19 protein-coding genes are annotated in these 15353 nt (G+C 41.2%); 16 read left to right on the plus strand and 3 right to left on the minus strand.

The features are described from left to right. Positions 1 to 72: 72 nt before the first annotated feature. A complete protein-coding gene (locus tag ACQKMF_RS05105) occupies positions 73 to 261 on the minus strand; it encodes a hypothetical protein (protein ID WP_101222544.1) in 189 nt (62 codons plus the stop codon). Between the two features lie 126 nt (positions 262 to 387). Between ACQKMF_RS05105 and splB the strand changes: the two genes are divergently transcribed. Both splB and ACQKMF_RS05115 read left to right on the plus strand, forming a co-directional pair. Beyond that, the gene (splB, locus tag ACQKMF_RS05110; protein WP_101222543.1) at positions 388 to 1413 is read left to right on the plus strand and encodes a spore photoproduct lyase; all 1026 of its coding nucleotides are present in this window, start codon (positions 388 to 390) and stop codon (positions 1411 to 1413) included. Positions 1414 to 1496: 83 nt separating this feature from the next. Further along, positions 1497 to 2378, plus strand: a complete 882-nt coding sequence (locus ACQKMF_RS05115) for a patatin-like phospholipase family protein (protein WP_402938376.1) — start codon at positions 1497 to 1499, stop codon at positions 2376 to 2378. A 24-nt stretch (positions 2379 to 2402) separates the two neighbouring features. Here ACQKMF_RS05115 and ACQKMF_RS05120 read toward each other — a convergent pair whose 3' ends face one another. After that, on the minus strand, positions 2403 to 2777 hold the full coding sequence (locus ACQKMF_RS05120; protein ID WP_048677789.1) for an SA1362 family protein: 375 nt from the start codon (positions 2775 to 2777) through the stop codon (positions 2403 to 2405). A gap of 138 nt (positions 2778 to 2915) precedes the next feature. Next, positions 2916 to 3869 carry a DUF1385 domain-containing protein gene (locus tag ACQKMF_RS05125; protein ID WP_427572050.1) on the minus strand — a complete coding sequence of 318 codons (954 nt, stop codon included), beginning with the start codon at positions 3867 to 3869 and terminating at the stop codon, positions 2916 to 2918. Between the two features lie 332 nt (positions 3870 to 4201). On the opposite strand from ACQKMF_RS05125, the gene ACQKMF_RS05130 reads away from it, so the two are divergent. The 14 genes from ACQKMF_RS05130 (at position 4202) to accC (ending at position 15339) form a co-directional block, all read left to right on the plus strand. Continuing rightward, positions 4202 to 4714, plus strand: a complete 513-nt coding sequence (locus ACQKMF_RS05130; protein WP_101222540.1) for a YqhR family membrane protein — start codon at positions 4202 to 4204, stop codon at positions 4712 to 4714. A gap of 95 nt (positions 4715 to 4809) precedes the next feature. After that, entirely contained in the window at positions 4810 to 5256 is a 447-nt protein-coding gene (gene aroQ / locus ACQKMF_RS05135; protein ID WP_402938370.1) for a type II 3-dehydroquinate dehydratase, read from the plus strand. Then, complete coding sequence (locus tag ACQKMF_RS05140) at positions 5257 to 6318, plus strand: M24 family metallopeptidase (protein WP_101222538.1); 1062 nt, start codon at positions 5257 to 5259, stop codon at positions 6316 to 6318. It begins immediately after the preceding gene. Positions 6319 to 6344: 26 nt separating this feature from the next. Continuing rightward, positions 6345 to 6902, plus strand: a complete 558-nt coding sequence (efp, locus tag ACQKMF_RS05145) for an elongation factor P (RefSeq protein ID WP_034308328.1) — start codon at positions 6345 to 6347, stop codon at positions 6900 to 6902. 739 nt (positions 6903 to 7641) lie between these two features. Beyond that, positions 7642 to 8574 carry a stage III sporulation protein AA gene (gene spoIIIAA / locus ACQKMF_RS05150; protein ID WP_101222537.1) on the plus strand — a complete coding sequence of 311 codons (933 nt, stop codon included), beginning with the start codon at positions 7642 to 7644 and terminating at the stop codon, positions 8572 to 8574. Then, positions 8567 to 9082, plus strand: coding sequence for a stage III sporulation protein SpoIIIAB (spoIIIAB, locus tag ACQKMF_RS05155; protein ID WP_101222536.1), 516 nt, complete (start codon positions 8567 to 8569; stop codon positions 9080 to 9082). Before spoIIIAA ends, spoIIIAB begins: the two co-directional genes overlap by 8 nt. Before the next feature lie 21 nt (positions 9083 to 9103). Beyond that, positions 9104 to 9307 (plus strand): stage III sporulation protein AC, encoded by a 204-nt coding sequence (spoIIIAC, locus tag ACQKMF_RS05160; protein WP_034308319.1) that lies wholly within the window; start codon positions 9104 to 9106, stop codon positions 9305 to 9307. A 23-nt stretch (positions 9308 to 9330) separates the two neighbouring features. Beyond that, the gene (gene spoIIIAD, locus ACQKMF_RS05165; RefSeq protein ID WP_230177096.1) at positions 9331 to 9711 is read left to right on the plus strand and encodes a stage III sporulation protein AD; all 381 of its coding nucleotides are present in this window, start codon (positions 9331 to 9333) and stop codon (positions 9709 to 9711) included. A 33-nt stretch (positions 9712 to 9744) separates the two neighbouring features. Continuing rightward, positions 9745 to 10953 (plus strand): stage III sporulation protein AE, encoded by a 1209-nt coding sequence (gene spoIIIAE / locus ACQKMF_RS05170; RefSeq protein ID WP_402938360.1) that lies wholly within the window; start codon positions 9745 to 9747, stop codon positions 10951 to 10953. A gap of 16 nt (positions 10954 to 10969) precedes the next feature. Beyond that, positions 10970 to 11578 (plus strand): stage III sporulation protein AF, encoded by a 609-nt coding sequence (gene spoIIIAF, locus ACQKMF_RS05175; protein WP_101222533.1) that lies wholly within the window; start codon positions 10970 to 10972, stop codon positions 11576 to 11578. A gap of 7 nt (positions 11579 to 11585) precedes the next feature. Further along, positions 11586 to 12257 carry a stage III sporulation protein AG gene (gene spoIIIAG, locus ACQKMF_RS05180; RefSeq protein ID WP_402938356.1) on the plus strand — a complete coding sequence of 224 codons (672 nt, stop codon included), beginning with the start codon at positions 11586 to 11588 and terminating at the stop codon, positions 12255 to 12257. Between the two features lie 14 nt (positions 12258 to 12271). Continuing rightward, positions 12272 to 12865: a SpoIIIAH-like family protein gene (locus tag ACQKMF_RS05185; RefSeq protein WP_101222531.1), complete on the plus strand. Its 594-nt coding sequence runs from the start codon at positions 12272 to 12274 to the stop codon at positions 12863 to 12865. A gap of 615 nt (positions 12866 to 13480) precedes the next feature. Then, a complete protein-coding gene (gene accB / locus ACQKMF_RS05190) occupies positions 13481 to 13972 on the plus strand; it encodes an acetyl-CoA carboxylase biotin carboxyl carrier protein (RefSeq protein WP_101222530.1) in 492 nt (163 codons plus the stop codon). Between the two features lie 14 nt (positions 13973 to 13986). Further along, positions 13987 to 15339 carry an acetyl-CoA carboxylase biotin carboxylase subunit gene (accC, locus tag ACQKMF_RS05195; RefSeq protein ID WP_101222529.1) on the plus strand — a complete coding sequence of 451 codons (1353 nt, stop codon included), beginning with the start codon at positions 13987 to 13989 and terminating at the stop codon, positions 15337 to 15339. The last annotated feature ends 14 nt before the right edge of the window (positions 15340 to 15353 follow it).

Here is a 15353-nt window from a genome sequence, read left to right on the forward strand (position 1 = left end):
TACCGTCTGTTCAATTACAAACCAATAGAGAAGACCGAATCATCGTAAATTCGGTCTTCTTTTTACGTTCAATCAACCATTTTCATTTTGCTGCCCTATTTCCTTCTCGGCTAGATATTGGTTTCCATCTTTCAATACCGAAAATTCATCGACCGAGTCTCCAGGTATATTCCTTGGATTTGGATATTTATTATCTGTTTGGACGGTGATCGCTTGTTTCCCCGTTCCATTTGTCAAGAAATCTCGTTTTTTATTAGCCATATGGCATCTCCTTCATTTTGAATTTCCAAGTAAAAACAATCATGATGATAACAGAATTAAGAAAAACTATCCTTATGAATTAGATTGTGTAGTTTGATTAAAAGTATGAACAGAATGGAGAACGGAATGAAACCATTTATGCCACAATTAGTGTATATAGAGCCCAGGGCACTGGAATACCCTCTTGGCCGGGAATTGAAGAAGAAATTCGAAGATTTGAACATTGAAATCCGGGAGACCACATCCCATAACCAAATTAGGGACCTTCCTGGGGAAAACGATTTGCAAAAATATCGCGTCGCCAAATCGACGCTTGTGGTAGGAATAAGAAAAACATTGAAATTCGATTCCTCAAAACCATCTGCTGAATATGCCATCCCTCTTGCTACAGGGTGTATGGGGCACTGTCACTATTGCTATTTACAGACGACACTCGGATCGAAACCATATATTAGGACATATGTGAATCTTGACGAGATTTTCGAGGCAGCCGAAAAATATATAAATGAGAGAAAGCCTGAAATCACACGTTTTGAGGCAGCCTGTACATCGGACATTGTCGGAATTGACCATTTGACACATTCTTTAAAAAGGGCCATAGAATATTTTGGCAAAAGTGAATATGGGGTTTTAAGATTCGTAACTAAATTTCATCATGTCGACCATCTGTTGGATGCTGAACATAATGGAAAAACGAGATTTCGGTTCAGTATAAATTCGCGTTTTGTGATAAAGAATTTCGAGCCAGGCACATCGAGCTTCGAGGAAAGGATGGAAGCGGCACGAAAAGTGGCAGGTGCCGGATATCCTCTGGGTTTTATCGTAGCTCCCATATATCGTCATGAAGCATGGAAGGATGGCTATCACGAATTATTCGAACGATTAAGCGAGGCGTTAAAAGGGGTGGATATACCGGATTTGACTTTTGAATTAATCCAGCATCGGTTCACTGGTCCAGCAAAAAAAGTGATTCAAAAAAACTACCCGAAAACAAAATTGGAACTGGACGAAACGAAGCGTAAATATAAATGGGGTAGATATGGCATTGGTAAATATGTTTACCAAACCGAAGAAGCCGCAGAACTGGAAACGACCATTCGTGGGTATATCGCGGAATTTTTCCCGAAAGCGGAAATTCAGTATTTTACCTGATGAGGGTAATTTCTATTTAAAACTGTCATAAATCCCTCTAATCCTGCTTAGAAATGTAAAGACCGGATTAGGGGAGGGCAGCTATGATTATTGACGGCGTTTTTTCCGGAGGCGGGATTAAAGGCTATGGTTTAGTGGGAGCCCTGCAGGAATTAGAAGAACGGGGATTTTTATTCCATCGGACAGCAGGTACAAGTGCAGGATCCATAATTGCAGCTTTCGTGGCAGCTGGGTACACCGGAAAAGAAATGGAAAAGCTATTTCTTGATATAGATTTAAGCGGCCTGCTGGATAAAAGGCGTGGTCTTTTGCCTATCCCGCTTGCCAAATGGCTCCTTGTATACTGGAAACTTGGCCTTTATAAAGGCGACGCATTGGAAGGTTGGATTGCCAGCAAACTTGCCGAAAGGAATGTAGTCACCTTTAAGGATGTACGACCGAAATCCCTTCGTATCATAACCTCTGACATCACAAATGGGAAACTGGTGGTTCTGCCTGATGATCTGCCGAACTATGGCATTGATCCGAATACTTTTCCAGTTGCAAAGGCAGTAAGAATGAGTTGTAGCATTCCTTATTTCTTTGAACCAGTCAAACTCGATGTCGGAAAAAGCAAGTTCCTTTTTGTTGATGGAGGTGTTTTGAGCAATTTTCCTATGTGGTTATTCAATTCAGATCATGTAAGGAAGGAACGGCCGGTCATAGGCTTGCGGCTGAGTGTCGATGAGATATGGAAACCGCATGAGGTGGATAATGCGGTTGAATTGTTCTCCGCACTATTCAAAACGATGAAAGATGCCCATGATGCACGATATATCTCCAAGAAACACGTCCATAATATTGTATTTATTCCGATGAAAGGCGTTTCTGCGATGGATTTCAATCTGAATGATGAACAAAAGGGAGATTTGATGAAACGGGGTAGGCAGTGCACGAAAGAATTTCTTAAAAAATGGACTTATTGATGATAAATAAAAAAAATCGGGCTCTTAAAAAGAAGCCCGATTTTTCTTTTTATTCTTTTTCCCTTCGATAACGGTTAAGTGACTATCCGTTTTCTTTCTCCATTTTATTTTCTTGGATGATTTTGCTGCAGAGAAGCTAGCCACATTATCTTTTTTCGAAGTTCGGTTTTTTAGCCTTTTTTTCGACTGGCGGGCAGCCTTTCGGAATGCTTGCTGCTCTTTCTTAACTGGTTTTCCCTTTGTTAATCCGGTATAAATCATATAAATAATCCCTGCGACAATGGCTATTATGAGAATGTTTCTAAAAAAGCCAATCGGGTCATTAAATAGTCGGCTCAATAGTCCGAGGACTCCGAGGGCGATGATTCCGTATATCATGAAAGATATGAAACGTTTCAACAAAGACACCTCCTTAAGAGCATCATAAGCATTTTTAGCTTATTTTAAACATTCTTCATGTAAAATATTTGAAAAAAATGAAGGTCATTCCCTTAGTTTAGTATATGATTTTTCATAATCAAAATGTGTATAGATGTTTTACACAATTACATCCGATTCTAAACCTTTTTTGGTCTCTTTTTCCATCCTTAACAGTTCTTGAAATGAGGCTAATGCGACTTCGACTTGATCATCTGTCGGGGCTTTGGTTGTCAATAACTGAAGCCAAAGGCCGGGATAGCCAAGGTAACGCAGAATGGGAATATCCCTTACTTTGTTGGTCAATTGCAATACCTCGAAGGCTATGCCAAGCACGACGGGGATAAGCAAAACGCGATCCACGACACGGAGCCATAATGGGTCGGTCGGAACCAACATATAGACGAACATGCCTACTATGACTGTAAATAAAATAAAGCTGCTGCCACAGCGATAATGAAGGCGTGAACTTGCCTGCACATTCGCTACGGTCAATTCTTTTCCGCTTTCAAAGCAATTGATCACTTTATGCTCTGCTCCGTGATACTGAAAGACCCGCTTGATCAATGGCGTCATGGATACTACGTAAATGTATACCAGCAATAATATCAACTTGAACAAGCTTTCCATTAAAACCTGGGCCATATGGCCGCTGAAGATTGGTCTTGTCAACTCTGCAAGAAAGACTGGAATCAAAGTGAAAAGCAGCTTCCCGAATAGGAAGGAAAGTACGCCAATTACGGCAACTCCAAGCCATACACTCATTTTAGAAGATTCTTTCGTTTCGTTTTTCTTTTCTTCCTGCTTTTCCCCATCTTCCTCTTCATACTGTTCAGTTGAAAAGTTCAGATGTTTCGAGCCGGTGGCACTTGACTGAACCAGTGATACGATACCCCGTAGAAACGGTACTCTTTTTAAGCTGTTGACAATAGGTTTCGATTCACGAGGCAGATGATAATATACAATCGACGAATCTTTGCGGCGTACCGCAGTGACTGTGTGATGTTTGCCGCCGAACATGACGCCTTCCACAACAGCCTGCCCTCCGTAAACGGGTTTTTGAACCTCAGACATTTCTACACCAACCTAATAGTTATTCACGTAGCTCTCTCAAGGGTGCTAACATGTTTATTATCAAGCATCACAAGGGTAAAGGCGCTCCTCCAAAATTGAATGGAAGCTTTAACCCTGCAATTACTTTATGAATGTTGAATCACAGGAAGCTAGTATCCCGTGTACATTATAAACTTCAACAGAGGATGGGTATTTTCCTCTGAAAAAAGCAGATTATTTATGATTTAATCATACAGAATAAATCCCAAAACCTCTAGTGATTCTCCTTCCTAAGAATAAAAAAAAATAGTTCTATTTAACAAAGGGCATACTACGTAGCGGAGGTGATTGATATGTCTTCTAATGAAAAAGGACAAATTCAACAGGAATATCAAAGCATGTTAATCTACAATGTACTTGCTGTCGGTTTTGTTGGGGGGGCTTTAGCCAGTTTTATCGGAATCATAGCCCATTATATTAACTTTATGGATTTTAGCCCAAAATTCATACTTACCTCGTGGTCCAATATGACCTGGATCGATCATTGGCTCGGTACGGTGATGACCATAATTTTGTTCGGAATTCTATCCGTGGGGATCGCTTTTATATACTATAGTCTTTTTAAAAGGATGAAGAGTATTTTTCCGGGTATTATTTTGGGGGTGGTTTGCTGGGCTTTGCTGGTATTTATCCTGAAACCGATGTTCGTCGATTTGCCAACCTTTTCTAAAATGTCAGCAAATACGGTTATAACTAGTGTATGCATTTTTATTATATACGGTCTTTTTGTAGGGTTTTCTATTTCATACGATCAACAGGAATATATCCGTCAAAAAAACAAAGCCGAGAAGCAATCGGAAAGCTGATTGCTTCTTGGTTGTAAAAAAGTAGTAAGACAATTTGTAATTATGATAGAATGTTCATGGAAAGGCATTCTTTTAACATGAGCAGGTGTTTGATGATGACAAAAATCTTACTAATCAATGGACCGAATTTAAATCGCTTGGGGAAGCGTGAACCTGCGCATTATGGATCCTCGACGCTTGCGGATGTGGAAGCGCAATTAATGCAGCAAGCACAAGGGTTAGAAGTGGAATTGACTTCTTTTCAAACGAACCATGAAGGAGCGATTATCGACAAGCTCCATTGGTCAGAGGATCATGGGATCGACGGGATTATCATTAATCCTGGAGCTTTTACTCATTATAGCTATGCGATTCGTGATGCAATAGCCGGAATTGATGTTCCAGTGGTGGAAGTGCATATTTCGAACATACATGCCCGTGAAAGCTTTCGGCATGAATCAGTGACCGCCGCGGTATCGGCGGGACAGATTGTCGGCTTGGGGATACACGGATATGAATTGGCGTTGCAGGCGATCACAAAGATTGCAAAGGGGAGAAATTAAATGAATAAACTAATGCGCTTAAGAGCCTCAATGGAAAAGGCGGGCATTGATGGTTTTTTGATTACCAGTACATATAACCGTCGATTCATGACCAACTTTACGGGAAGTGCAGGCGTTGTACTTATTTCCCAAAAAGAAGCTAAATTCATCACTGATTTCAGATACGTGGAACAAGCGGGCAAGCAGGCCCCGGACTATGAGGTCGTTCAACATAAAGGAACCATCATCGAAGAAGTCGGCAAGCAGGCTAAAGCGATGAATATCGGCAAGCTGGGCTTTGAACAAGAACACCTGACTTATGCTACATATAAGGCATACGAAGCGGCCATTGATGGACAACTTTTGCCGGTGTCGGGGGTTATTGAGAATTTACGCTTGATAAAGACTTCTTCAGAGATTAAGATATTAAAGGAAGCGGCTGCTATTGCTGATGCTGCGTTTACACATATTCTCGATTTCCTGCGTCCAGGGATCTCGGAACTGGATGTATCCAATGAACTTGAGTTCTTTATGAGGAAACAAGGGGCAACTTCTTCTTCCTTTGATATTATTGTAGCATCCGGCTTAAGGTCCGCACTTCCGCATGGAGTGGCTACGGATAAAATCATTGAAAAAGGCGATTTCGTCACATTGGATTACGGGGCATACTATAATGGGTATGTGTCTGACATCACTCGGACATTAGCGGTTGGCAAGCCAAGTGAAGAACTTATTAATATTTATGACATTGTTTTAGAAGCTCAACTGCGAGGAATGGCTGGGATCAAACCTGGTATGACTGGCAAGGAAGCGGATGCACTAACTCGAAATCTAATTGAAGAAAAGGGATACGGGCAGTATTTTGGACATTCGACTGGACATGGTATCGGTCTTGAAGTTCATGAAGGTCCAGCATTATCCTTTAGGTCTGATATCATTTTAGAACCAGGTATGGCCGTAACCGTTGAACCGGGCATTTACTTACCGGGGGTAGGCGGAGTGCGGATTGAAGATGATACAATCGTTACACATGATGGTAACGAAGCACTTACTCATTCAACTAAAGAGTTAATCATTCTGTAAACATGTACATGTAGGAGGACAAATTTATGATTTCTGTAAACGATTTTCGCACGGGTGTTACGATTGAAGTAGATAATGGAATTTGGCAGGTTATCGAGTTCCAACACGTTAAACCTGGTAAAGGTGCAGCTTTTGTACGTTCTAAACTTCGTAACCTTCGTACGGGTTCAATCCAAGAGAAAACATTCCGTGCTGGTGAAAAAGTTGCTAAAGCACATATCGAAAACCGCAAGATGCAGTACCTTTATGCAAGTGGGGATAGCCATGTATTCATGGATAACGAAACATATGACCAAATCGAGCTGCCTGCATCAAGCATTGAACGTGAACTTAAATTCCTTAAGGAAAATATGGAAGTGCATATCATGACTTTCCAAGCGGAAACACTTGGGGTCGAGCTTCCAAACACAGTGGAACTTGAAGTGGCGGAAACGGAGCCGGGAATTAAAGGCGATACATCTTCAGGCGGCACGAAGTCAGCCGTACTTGAGACGGGCCTTTCGGTTCAAGTTCCATTCTTCATCAACCAAGGTGACAAACTATTGATCAATACAAATGAAGGATCATACGTATCACGTGCATAATTGAAAGACGACCGAGATGAAGATCTCGGTTTCAGTTTGTAGACAAAAAGGTTTCGGAATGGACTCATTCCGAAACCTTTTTGATTTTTTAGTGGATTTGGCTTCTTGATGACGCAGATGATTCCATATATTCTTGCCGAATATGGCGTGTCACCACTATCTGGTGGTCTTTATTTTCTGTACACTGTAGGATTTGTACTCACGATAGCCCTTTTTATTTGTTGTTGTGTACTTACAAGCTGGAACCAGTTGGTCTAAAGTAATCATTTCAAGCTGATCTCGCTGAATAGAATCATGTTAAAAAAGAAAACACATCACTCAAGTTTTAATAATTCTATTTTAAAACAATAAAGACTTTAGGTAAAAGGGATCTATCTAAAAGTTAAAAAAAGTTGATTGGAGCGGGTGTTCGAGACTCCTGCGGGAAAACCGCGTCCAGGTGAGAACCCACAGGCGGCAATGCCGCCAAGGGCGGACCGCCAGCGGAAAGCGAGTGCCCCTACGTTATAATCAACTTCCAAATTGTACAAGCCATAAAAACCTGTGGGCAAACTCGCTTTGTTCGAATTTTTTTACAGCCTGAGACCGAGATTAATTTCTCGGCTTTTTTTTGTGTGTTTTTTAGACCCCGAAGTATAAAAAAATCAATAAATGGTCTGTTTCTTTAATAGCCTGTCATCATTGCAGGCTGGTCGGCATATATTTTATTGAAAGTGGTGTATACAGGAGGATTGTCAAAATGGAAACGATTCTTTCTTTTTTACCGAAAAAAATATGTGAGCAACTCCGGGGTATGACACCGATGATGATCGATAAGATGGAAGAGCTGAGAATTCGGGTTGGAAGGCCGCTTGAGGTCATTGTAGGTGGGGAACCATACTTCTTTTCCTATGAAGTGACCCATTCGGATGCGGATCAATTATTGAATCAAATAGGTCAATTTTCGTTATATACACTTGAGGAAGAATTAAAGCGAGGTTATATAACCATAGCAGGCGGACATCGGGTGGGGCTTGCTGGCAAGGTGATTTTGGAAAATGGATCTGTCAAAGCGATCAGGGATATTTCCTCCTTCAATATTCGGGTTGCACGTGAAAAAATAGGTGCAGCTGAACCGCTCACTTCTTACTTATATGACGGGGAATGGCAGCATACAATGTTGATCGGTGCTCCGCAAACGGGAAAAACGACCATATTACGTGATATTGCAAGAATGATATCCAGTGGTAATGAAAAACACGGCATTGCCCCTCAAAAGGTGGGGATAGTGGACGAGCGCTCGGAAATTGCCGGATGTGTTCATGGAGTGCCGCAGCTCCAATTTGGAACAAGGGTTGATGTGCTCGATGGATGTCCTAAAGCGGAAGGGATGATGATGATGATCCGTTCGATGTCCCCGGATGTATTGATCGTGGATGAAATAGGCCGCGCGGCGGATACGCAGGCTGTGCTGGAAGCGGTGAACGCAGGTATTAAACTCATGATAACTACACATGGCCATACACTGGATGAAATTAAGAAGCGACCTTTTATAGCCGAAATATTAAAGCAAAACATCTTTGAACGTTTTATAGAATTACAGAGATGTAAATCCGGTAAGAGGAGCTACAAAGTCCTTGATGCTGCTGGAGTTCCCATTTTCTTAGGGGAAGGTGTGAACCCGCATGTTTAAGTTAATAGGAGCTGCGATCATTATTATTGCAACGACATGGGCAGGTTTCGAAGCTGCGAAAAAATTAAGTATGAGGCCTCGTCAACTGAGACAGCTGAAAGTCGCCATGCAATCGCTTGAAGCCGAAATAATGTTTGGTCATACACCTTTGAAAGAAGCGGCGAGGAAACTTTCTAAACAGATGGCCAAACCTTTATCCATCTTTTTCGATGCATTTGCAAACCGGCTCGAGTCCGGAGAGACCACCGTCAAGGAAGCATGGGATGATAGTTTGAAGAAAATATGGCAATCCCTTGCTTTAAAACAGGGAGAATTCGAGATTCTTTCACAGTTTGGGGAGACGCTTGGAAAAAGCGATAAATATCATCAGCAAAAGCAAATCATGCTAACGATGGCACACTTGGAACGGGAAGAGAGCGATGCACTCGACCGACAGGGGAAATATGAAAAAATGATGAAAAGTCTTGGTTTTTTATCAGGGCTATTATTGATCATCTTGCTGATGTAGGAATATGTGGGGGGAATGAAAATGGGCATTGATGTGGACATCATATTTAAAATAGCGGGTGTGGGGCTAGTAGTGGCATTTCTTCACACGATACTCGATCAGGTTGGGAAGAAGGAATATGCCCAGTGGGTGACACTTTTCGGATTCATCTATATTTTATTCATGGTAGCTTCTGTAGTAGAGGATTTATTTCAAAAAATTAAATCTGTATTTCTATTTCAGTAAGGGAGGGATTCGCGATTGAAATCATAAAAATCGTGGCCATTGCCCTAGTTGCCACCTTCTTGGCATTGATCGTCAAAGAGCAAAAACCAAATTTAGCATTCCTGCTTGTCGTTTTTGTAGGATGTTCCATTTTTCTTTTTTTAGCTGACAAAATATACGAAATTATTTTAATGTTAGAAAAAATTGCGGTTAATGCAAATGTAAATACCGTGTATCTAGAGACCATCTTAAAAATAATCGGAATTGCCTATATTGCAGAATTCGCTTCTCAAATTACAAAAGATGCAGGGCAAGGTTCCCTCGCTTCCAAAATAGAATTAAGCGGAAAAATCTTGATACTTGCCATGGCGATTCCGATTTTAACGGTCATTATCGAAACGATTATACAGATGCTCCCAAGTTAACGGATTACTCCTACTAGTCAATGAGGTGAATGTATGAAGCAGCGGATGCCTTACTTATCCATTCTATTCGTTTTACTCTTTTTTTTGCATGCATCTATTGGACAAGCTGCCGAAAATCCTGAAAATGGTGAAATCGAACAAGAGCCCATCATGCAGTCCGAGCTGGTACAAGCCCAAATAGAAAGGCTGGGTGTCGATGAGCTCAAACAATATTGGGATGACATCGTTACGGAATATGGAGGGTTTCTACCGGAAAGCCAGAAAGGGAGCTTTATGGACTTCGTAAGCGGCGACAAGAAATTTTCCTTTGAGCAATGGATTAAGGGAATGACAAAATTCATTTTTCATGAACTGCTCGTGAATGGAAAGCTGCTGGGATCACTCATTTTATTAACCGTTTTCAGCATGTTCCTCCAGTCTTTGCAGAATGCGTTCGAGCAAAGCTCCGTGAGTAAGGTCGCTTATGCAATCGTTTATATGGTGCTGATCATTTTGGCACTTAACAGTTTTCATGTGGCGATTGAATATACAAAAGATACGATAGATTTGATGATTTCCTTTTTAATGGCACTCATCCCTTTACTCTTGGCATTGATAGCTGCTTCAGGGGGACTTGTATCGGCAGCCTTCTTTCATCCGGTTTTGATGTTTTTGATGAATACAAGCGGTATCTTGATCCAGTTTGTCGTCCTTCCGTTATTATTCTTTGCAGCGATTTTAAGCATTGTCAGTACGCTGACCGAACATTACAAAGTGACACAGCTGGCACAGCTTCTCCGTAATTTTGCTATCGGCATCCTTGGGGCTTTCATGACCATATTTCTTGGTGTGATATCCGTTCAGGGGGCATCATCTGCTGTAGCTGACGGAGTGACGATCAGGACGGCCAAATTCGTGACAGGTAACTTTATACCGGTAATAGGGCGCATGTTTACCGATGCAACGGATACGGTCATAAGTGCCTCCGTTCTATTGAAGAATACAGTCGGCTTGTCTGGCGTCATCATACTCTTGCTCATTACCACGTTTCCCGCCATAAAAATCCTGATGATTTCTTTTGTCTATAAATTGGCAGCGAGCCTTTTGCAGCCGCTTGGCGGAGGACCTGTAATAAAATGCCTAGACATTATTAGTAAAAGCATGATTTATATTTTCGCTGCATTGGCCATTGTCTCACTCATGTTTTTTTTAAGTATCACGGTAATTATCGCCTCTGGAAACATTACCTTGATGGTTCGTTAGAAAGGAGGAGGGCTTGGTGAGTTTTTTAGCTGGCTGGGTATCCAACATCATCATATTTGTATTGCTGGCTACTGTGATCGATATGCTTCTTCCGAATTCGGCTTTACAGAAGTATGCCAAAATGGTAATCGGACTTTTACTGATTGCGATCATCATCACTCCTATATTGGGATTATTCAATAAGGACTTCGACGAAATCCTCTCTGCGGCTACTAGTGAATTTGAGGATCAGAAAAAAAAAGATTTAGGAAATTTGACAGAAATGAAGAAAAAAGAAATACAAGCAGCACAGGGTGCATATATTTTAGAACAAATGGCTGTCCAATTACAGACAGAAGTGGAAGAGGAGCTGATGGTGGATTATAACATGAAGATTAGTTCAATTGATGTAGGGGTCAAGAATGAGGAAGAACCTGGTGTTGATGATCTGCAGAACATAACCATCTCATTGGAAAAGGCAGAAGGGAAAGAAAACTCGGAGATAGAGGCAGTAGCGAAGGTTGATATCAATGCAGATAGCCCATCCACTTCAAATGATGCCAATCTGGATGCTGTCAAAAGGTTTCTGGCAACAAGTTGGTCCGTTGATGAAGAGATCATTGAAATCGCCGGGGAAAGGAAGTGACTGAGTATTGAACAAAGACAAAGGTCCATTATCCTGGCTGCAAAAACTATTAAATAAAGACCCTGACCAAAAAGAGCCTAAGGAAAAAAAACCTTCCCTGTATGTCTATGCTCTAATAGTTGTCCTTTTGGGATCGGGAATCATGATGGCCGGGAATTTGTTAACCACCAACCAGACGGGACAAACATCTGAAGTGACGACTGTATTCAATAATGATAAACAGCAGGATGATGAAGAGGATGTTGAAACATTCGGTCAGAAGAAATCAGAATTCAAGACTACAAAAGACTATGAAATATATCTACAGAATGAAATGAAGGAAGCGCTTGAATCCATTGCAGGTGTCCAGGATGTAAAAGTCGTAATCTACGTCGATGCATCCGAGAAGAAAGTATATGAACGAAACAAAGTCACCCAAAAACAAGTCACCGAAGAAACCGACCAGGAAGGCGGCAAAAGGACGGTCGAAGACACATCGGTTGATGATCAGCTCGTTTTGGTCAAGAGCGGTGAGAAAGAAGGACCGATCATTTCGGAAACGAAAAAACCTAGTGTACGAGGAGTCCTGGTAGTCGCAAAAGGGGCCGAAAACATTCAAATAAAGAAGTGGATCATCGAGGCTGTCACACGCTCACTTGATGTACCGAGTCATAGGGTTTCTGTCATGCCTAAAAAATAAGGGGGAAAATCTACATGTTATTAAAAAAACAAACCGTTTGGTTATTGACTATGCTAAGTTTGGTCGTTGTGCTTTCAGTCTATTATTTAACAGCTCCGGAAGAAAATGCCGCCGATATGACGTCAACAGAGCAAATGGAACAGAAAGAAAATAAAACTGAAAGCAAAACAGAGAACAAAGCGGATACAAAAGGGGAAACTAAAAGTGAAAAAGAAACGTCCAAAAATACAGAAGGTTCCTCTGTAACCATTGCATCTGGAGATGAGTTCGAATCTTTAAGGATGCAGATTGAAGATGAACGGGCGAAGCTGAATGAAGAATTGACTGCAAAGATGGGCAACACAGAATTATCAGCTGAAGAACGAGACGAGGCTTATGCAAAAATCGAACAATTAAGTGAAACGAAAGTAAAAGAAAATATCATCGAAAACTTAATTGTTGCCATGGATTACAATGCCGCACTGGTCAGGGTGGACGGAACGGATGTAAAGGTGAGTGTCAAGGCCGATAAACAAACGAAAACAGAGGCTAATAACATTATCCGCCTCGTAAGGAAAGAAGTGAGCGATGCGCAAAATGTAGTGGTCGACTTCCAACCGGAAAAGTGATGACACATACAGAACGCTGATACAGAACAGTGCAACATCCTAAAAATTAGAAAGCCCTCCTTAATAAAAAAAGGGAGGCTTTTTATTATGATTTTTTTAAATAGTTTAAACCGGGAAACTTTAGAGGAAAAGTTTTTTTATGTCAATTGATATCAGGAACTCAAATAGAATCGGTGATAATGATCCTCCGTAATATTCTAGAAAAGTAATTATAGTGGATATTATTGCTGATTTTCTACGAATGAAATGCAAAATTCAAGAGAAAGCGTTAAGGTGTCCCAGTTGAAAAATATTCACAATATTATAATAAAGGTGTAATATAAAAGTATGGATAACAAGTTACAACTAATCTATCATTGAATTTGTATAAGCTAATATTGTATGATGTTAGAAGCTGGTCATAAACTTTTCAATTCTCTAAGGGAAACAATATTTTGAGAAAGTGAAATATCTGTTATAATACAGATGAGGTTTGTATTCAGTTTATTCGCATTCGCATAAAGAAAGCGGCTACTTTGTGCAGTATTGGACAAAGTAGGATAAGCTAAGGGTAAGGTTACATAAAATATTATTGCCTCACAAACTCATATTAAATTAGACAAGGGGTGCCACAAAATGAAAGTGCAAGAAATTCGTGAAATTATTAAGCTAGTCGATCAATCAAATATCAGTGAATTCGTTTTTGAAAATGAAGGAACGAAAATTAAATTGAAAAAAACTGAAACGGGTACAGTATTACACCAAGCAGCAGCTCCAGCAGTTGTTCAAACCAATGCAGCTGTAGAGGTCAAGCCCGCAGCGGCCCCTGCCCCTGAAGTGCCGAAAGCTGTTGAACCTGCAAAACCGGCTGCAGCAGACACTGAAAATTTACATAAAATCACTTCTCCGATGGTTGGGACATTCTACCAATCTCCTGCACCGGATTCACCTGCATACGTAAAAACAGGCGATAAAGTAACAGGGGATTCCATCGTCTGCATCGTGGAAGCCATGAAGCTTTTCAATGAAATCGAAGCCGAAGTAAGCGGTGAAATCGTTGAAGTCCTTGTAAAAGAAGGCCAGCTTGTAGAATATGGTCAACCATTATTTTTAGTAAAGCCGGAATGAGGAGCTGTTTCTAAATGATTAAAAAGGTATTAATTGCTAATCGCGGGGAAATTGCTGTCCGAATCATCCGGGCATGCAAGGAATTAGGAATCGAGACTGTTGCGGTCTATTCAGAAGCTGATAAAGAAGCATTACATGTCCAGCTTGCGGATGAAGCATATTGCATCGGTCCTAAATTATCAAAAGACAGTTATTTAAATACAACGAACATTATCAGCACAGCCAAGAAAACCGGATCCGATGCGATTCACCCAGGATATGGCTTCCTTGCTGAAAATGCTGACTTTGCTGAGCTATGCCGTGAATGCAATATCATTTTCATCGGTCCTAGCCCCGAAGCTATCAATAAAATGGGAACAAAGGACGTAGCAAGGGAAACCATGCGTAAAGCTGGTGTACCGATCGTTCCAGGTTCTAAAGGCATAATCAAGGATACGGATGAGGGTGTAGCTTTAGCTAATGAAATGGGCTATCCAGTCATCATCAAAGCTACTGCCGGCGGGGGCGGTAAAGGTATCCGCGTCGCAAGGACGGAAGAAGAGCTAATTAAAGGCATTAACATCACACAACAGGAAGCCGCGACGGCATTTGGGAATCCAGGCGTGTATATTGAAAAGTTCATCGAGGACTTCCGACACGTTGAAATACAGGTCATGGCAGATAATCATGGCAATGCCATCCATTTAGGTGAGCGTGATTGTACGGTCCAGCGACGTTTGCAAAAGCTTGTTGAAGAAACCCCTTCACCGGCATTGGATGGTGAAACACGTGCGGAAATGGGGCAGGCTGCAGTAACGGCAGCACTTGCCGTTAATTATTCAGGTGCCGGAACAGTAGAATTTATTTATGACTATGTGAATAGAAAATACTACTTTATGGAAATGAATACACGTATCCAAGTTGAACACCCTGTTACAGAAATGGTAACGGGCGTGGATTTGATTAAAGAACAGATCAAAGTTGCTTCAGGCAGCAAACTATCGCTTTCGCAAGAGGATGTCACTTATAACGGATGGTCTATCGAATGCCGGATCAATGCTGAAAATCCAGAAAAGAATTTCATGCCTTCCGCAGGTAAGATTCAAATGTATTTACCGCCAGGCGGCTACGGAGTTCGTGTTGATTCCGCGGCATACCCTGGGTACTCGATACCGCCGTATTACGATTCCATGATCGCTAAATTGATTGTCCATGCACCTACTAGGGAAGAGGCAATCGAAAAGATGAAACGCGCCTTAGGTGAGTTTGTCATTGAAGGGATCAGTACCACAATTCCTTTCCATATTAAGTTACTTCAGCATGAACAATTTGTTTCCGGAGAATTTAATACCAAATTCCTTGAAATATATGATGTAATGAACTCATAATGTAAAGGAAGACA

Origin of the sequence: Peribacillus sp. NPDC101480 (assembly GCF_050277335.1) — a bacterium.
Lineage (GTDB): Bacteria > Bacillota > Bacilli > Bacillales > DSM-1321 > Peribacillus.

What these genes read in the sequence shown, in the direction of transcription:
- efp (WP_034308328.1), top strand. Translation starts at nt 6,345, where the DNA reads ATGATTTCTGTAAACGATTTTCGCACGGGTGTTACGATTGAAGTAGAT.
- ACQKMF_RS05185 (WP_101222531.1), top strand. Translation starts at nt 12,272, where the DNA reads ATGTTATTAAAAAAACAAACCGTTTGGTTATTGACTATGCTAAGTTTG.
- ACQKMF_RS05130 (WP_101222540.1), top strand. Translation starts at nt 4,202, where the DNA reads ATGTCTTCTAATGAAAAAGGACAAATTCAACAGGAATATCAAAGCATG.
- ACQKMF_RS05115 (WP_402938376.1), top strand. Translation starts at nt 1,497, where the DNA reads ATGATTATTGACGGCGTTTTTTCCGGAGGCGGGATTAAAGGCTATGGT.
- spoIIIAE (WP_402938360.1), top strand. Translation starts at nt 9,745, where the DNA reads ATGAAGCAGCGGATGCCTTACTTATCCATTCTATTCGTTTTACTCTTT.
- spoIIIAA (WP_101222537.1), top strand. Translation starts at nt 7,642, where the DNA reads ATGGAAACGATTCTTTCTTTTTTACCGAAAAAAATATGTGAGCAACTC.
- ACQKMF_RS05105 (WP_101222544.1), bottom strand. Translation starts at nt 261, where the DNA reads ATGGCTAATAAAAAACGAGATTTCTTGACAAATGGAACGGGGAAACAA.
- splB (WP_101222543.1), top strand. Translation starts at nt 388, where the DNA reads ATGAAACCATTTATGCCACAATTAGTGTATATAGAGCCCAGGGCACTG.
- ACQKMF_RS05140 (WP_101222538.1), top strand. Translation starts at nt 5,257, where the DNA reads ATGAATAAACTAATGCGCTTAAGAGCCTCAATGGAAAAGGCGGGCATT.
- ACQKMF_RS05125 (WP_427572050.1), bottom strand. Translation starts at nt 3,869, where the DNA reads ATGTCTGAGGTTCAAAAACCCGTTTACGGAGGGCAGGCTGTTGTGGAA.
- accB (WP_101222530.1), top strand. Translation starts at nt 13,481, where the DNA reads ATGAAAGTGCAAGAAATTCGTGAAATTATTAAGCTAGTCGATCAATCA.
- aroQ (WP_402938370.1), top strand. Translation starts at nt 4,810, where the DNA reads ATGACAAAAATCTTACTAATCAATGGACCGAATTTAAATCGCTTGGGG.
- spoIIIAC (WP_034308319.1), top strand. Translation starts at nt 9,104, where the DNA reads ATGGGCATTGATGTGGACATCATATTTAAAATAGCGGGTGTGGGGCTA.
- accC (WP_101222529.1), top strand. Translation starts at nt 13,987, where the DNA reads ATGATTAAAAAGGTATTAATTGCTAATCGCGGGGAAATTGCTGTCCGA.
- spoIIIAB (WP_101222536.1), top strand. Translation starts at nt 8,567, where the DNA reads ATGTTTAAGTTAATAGGAGCTGCGATCATTATTATTGCAACGACATGG.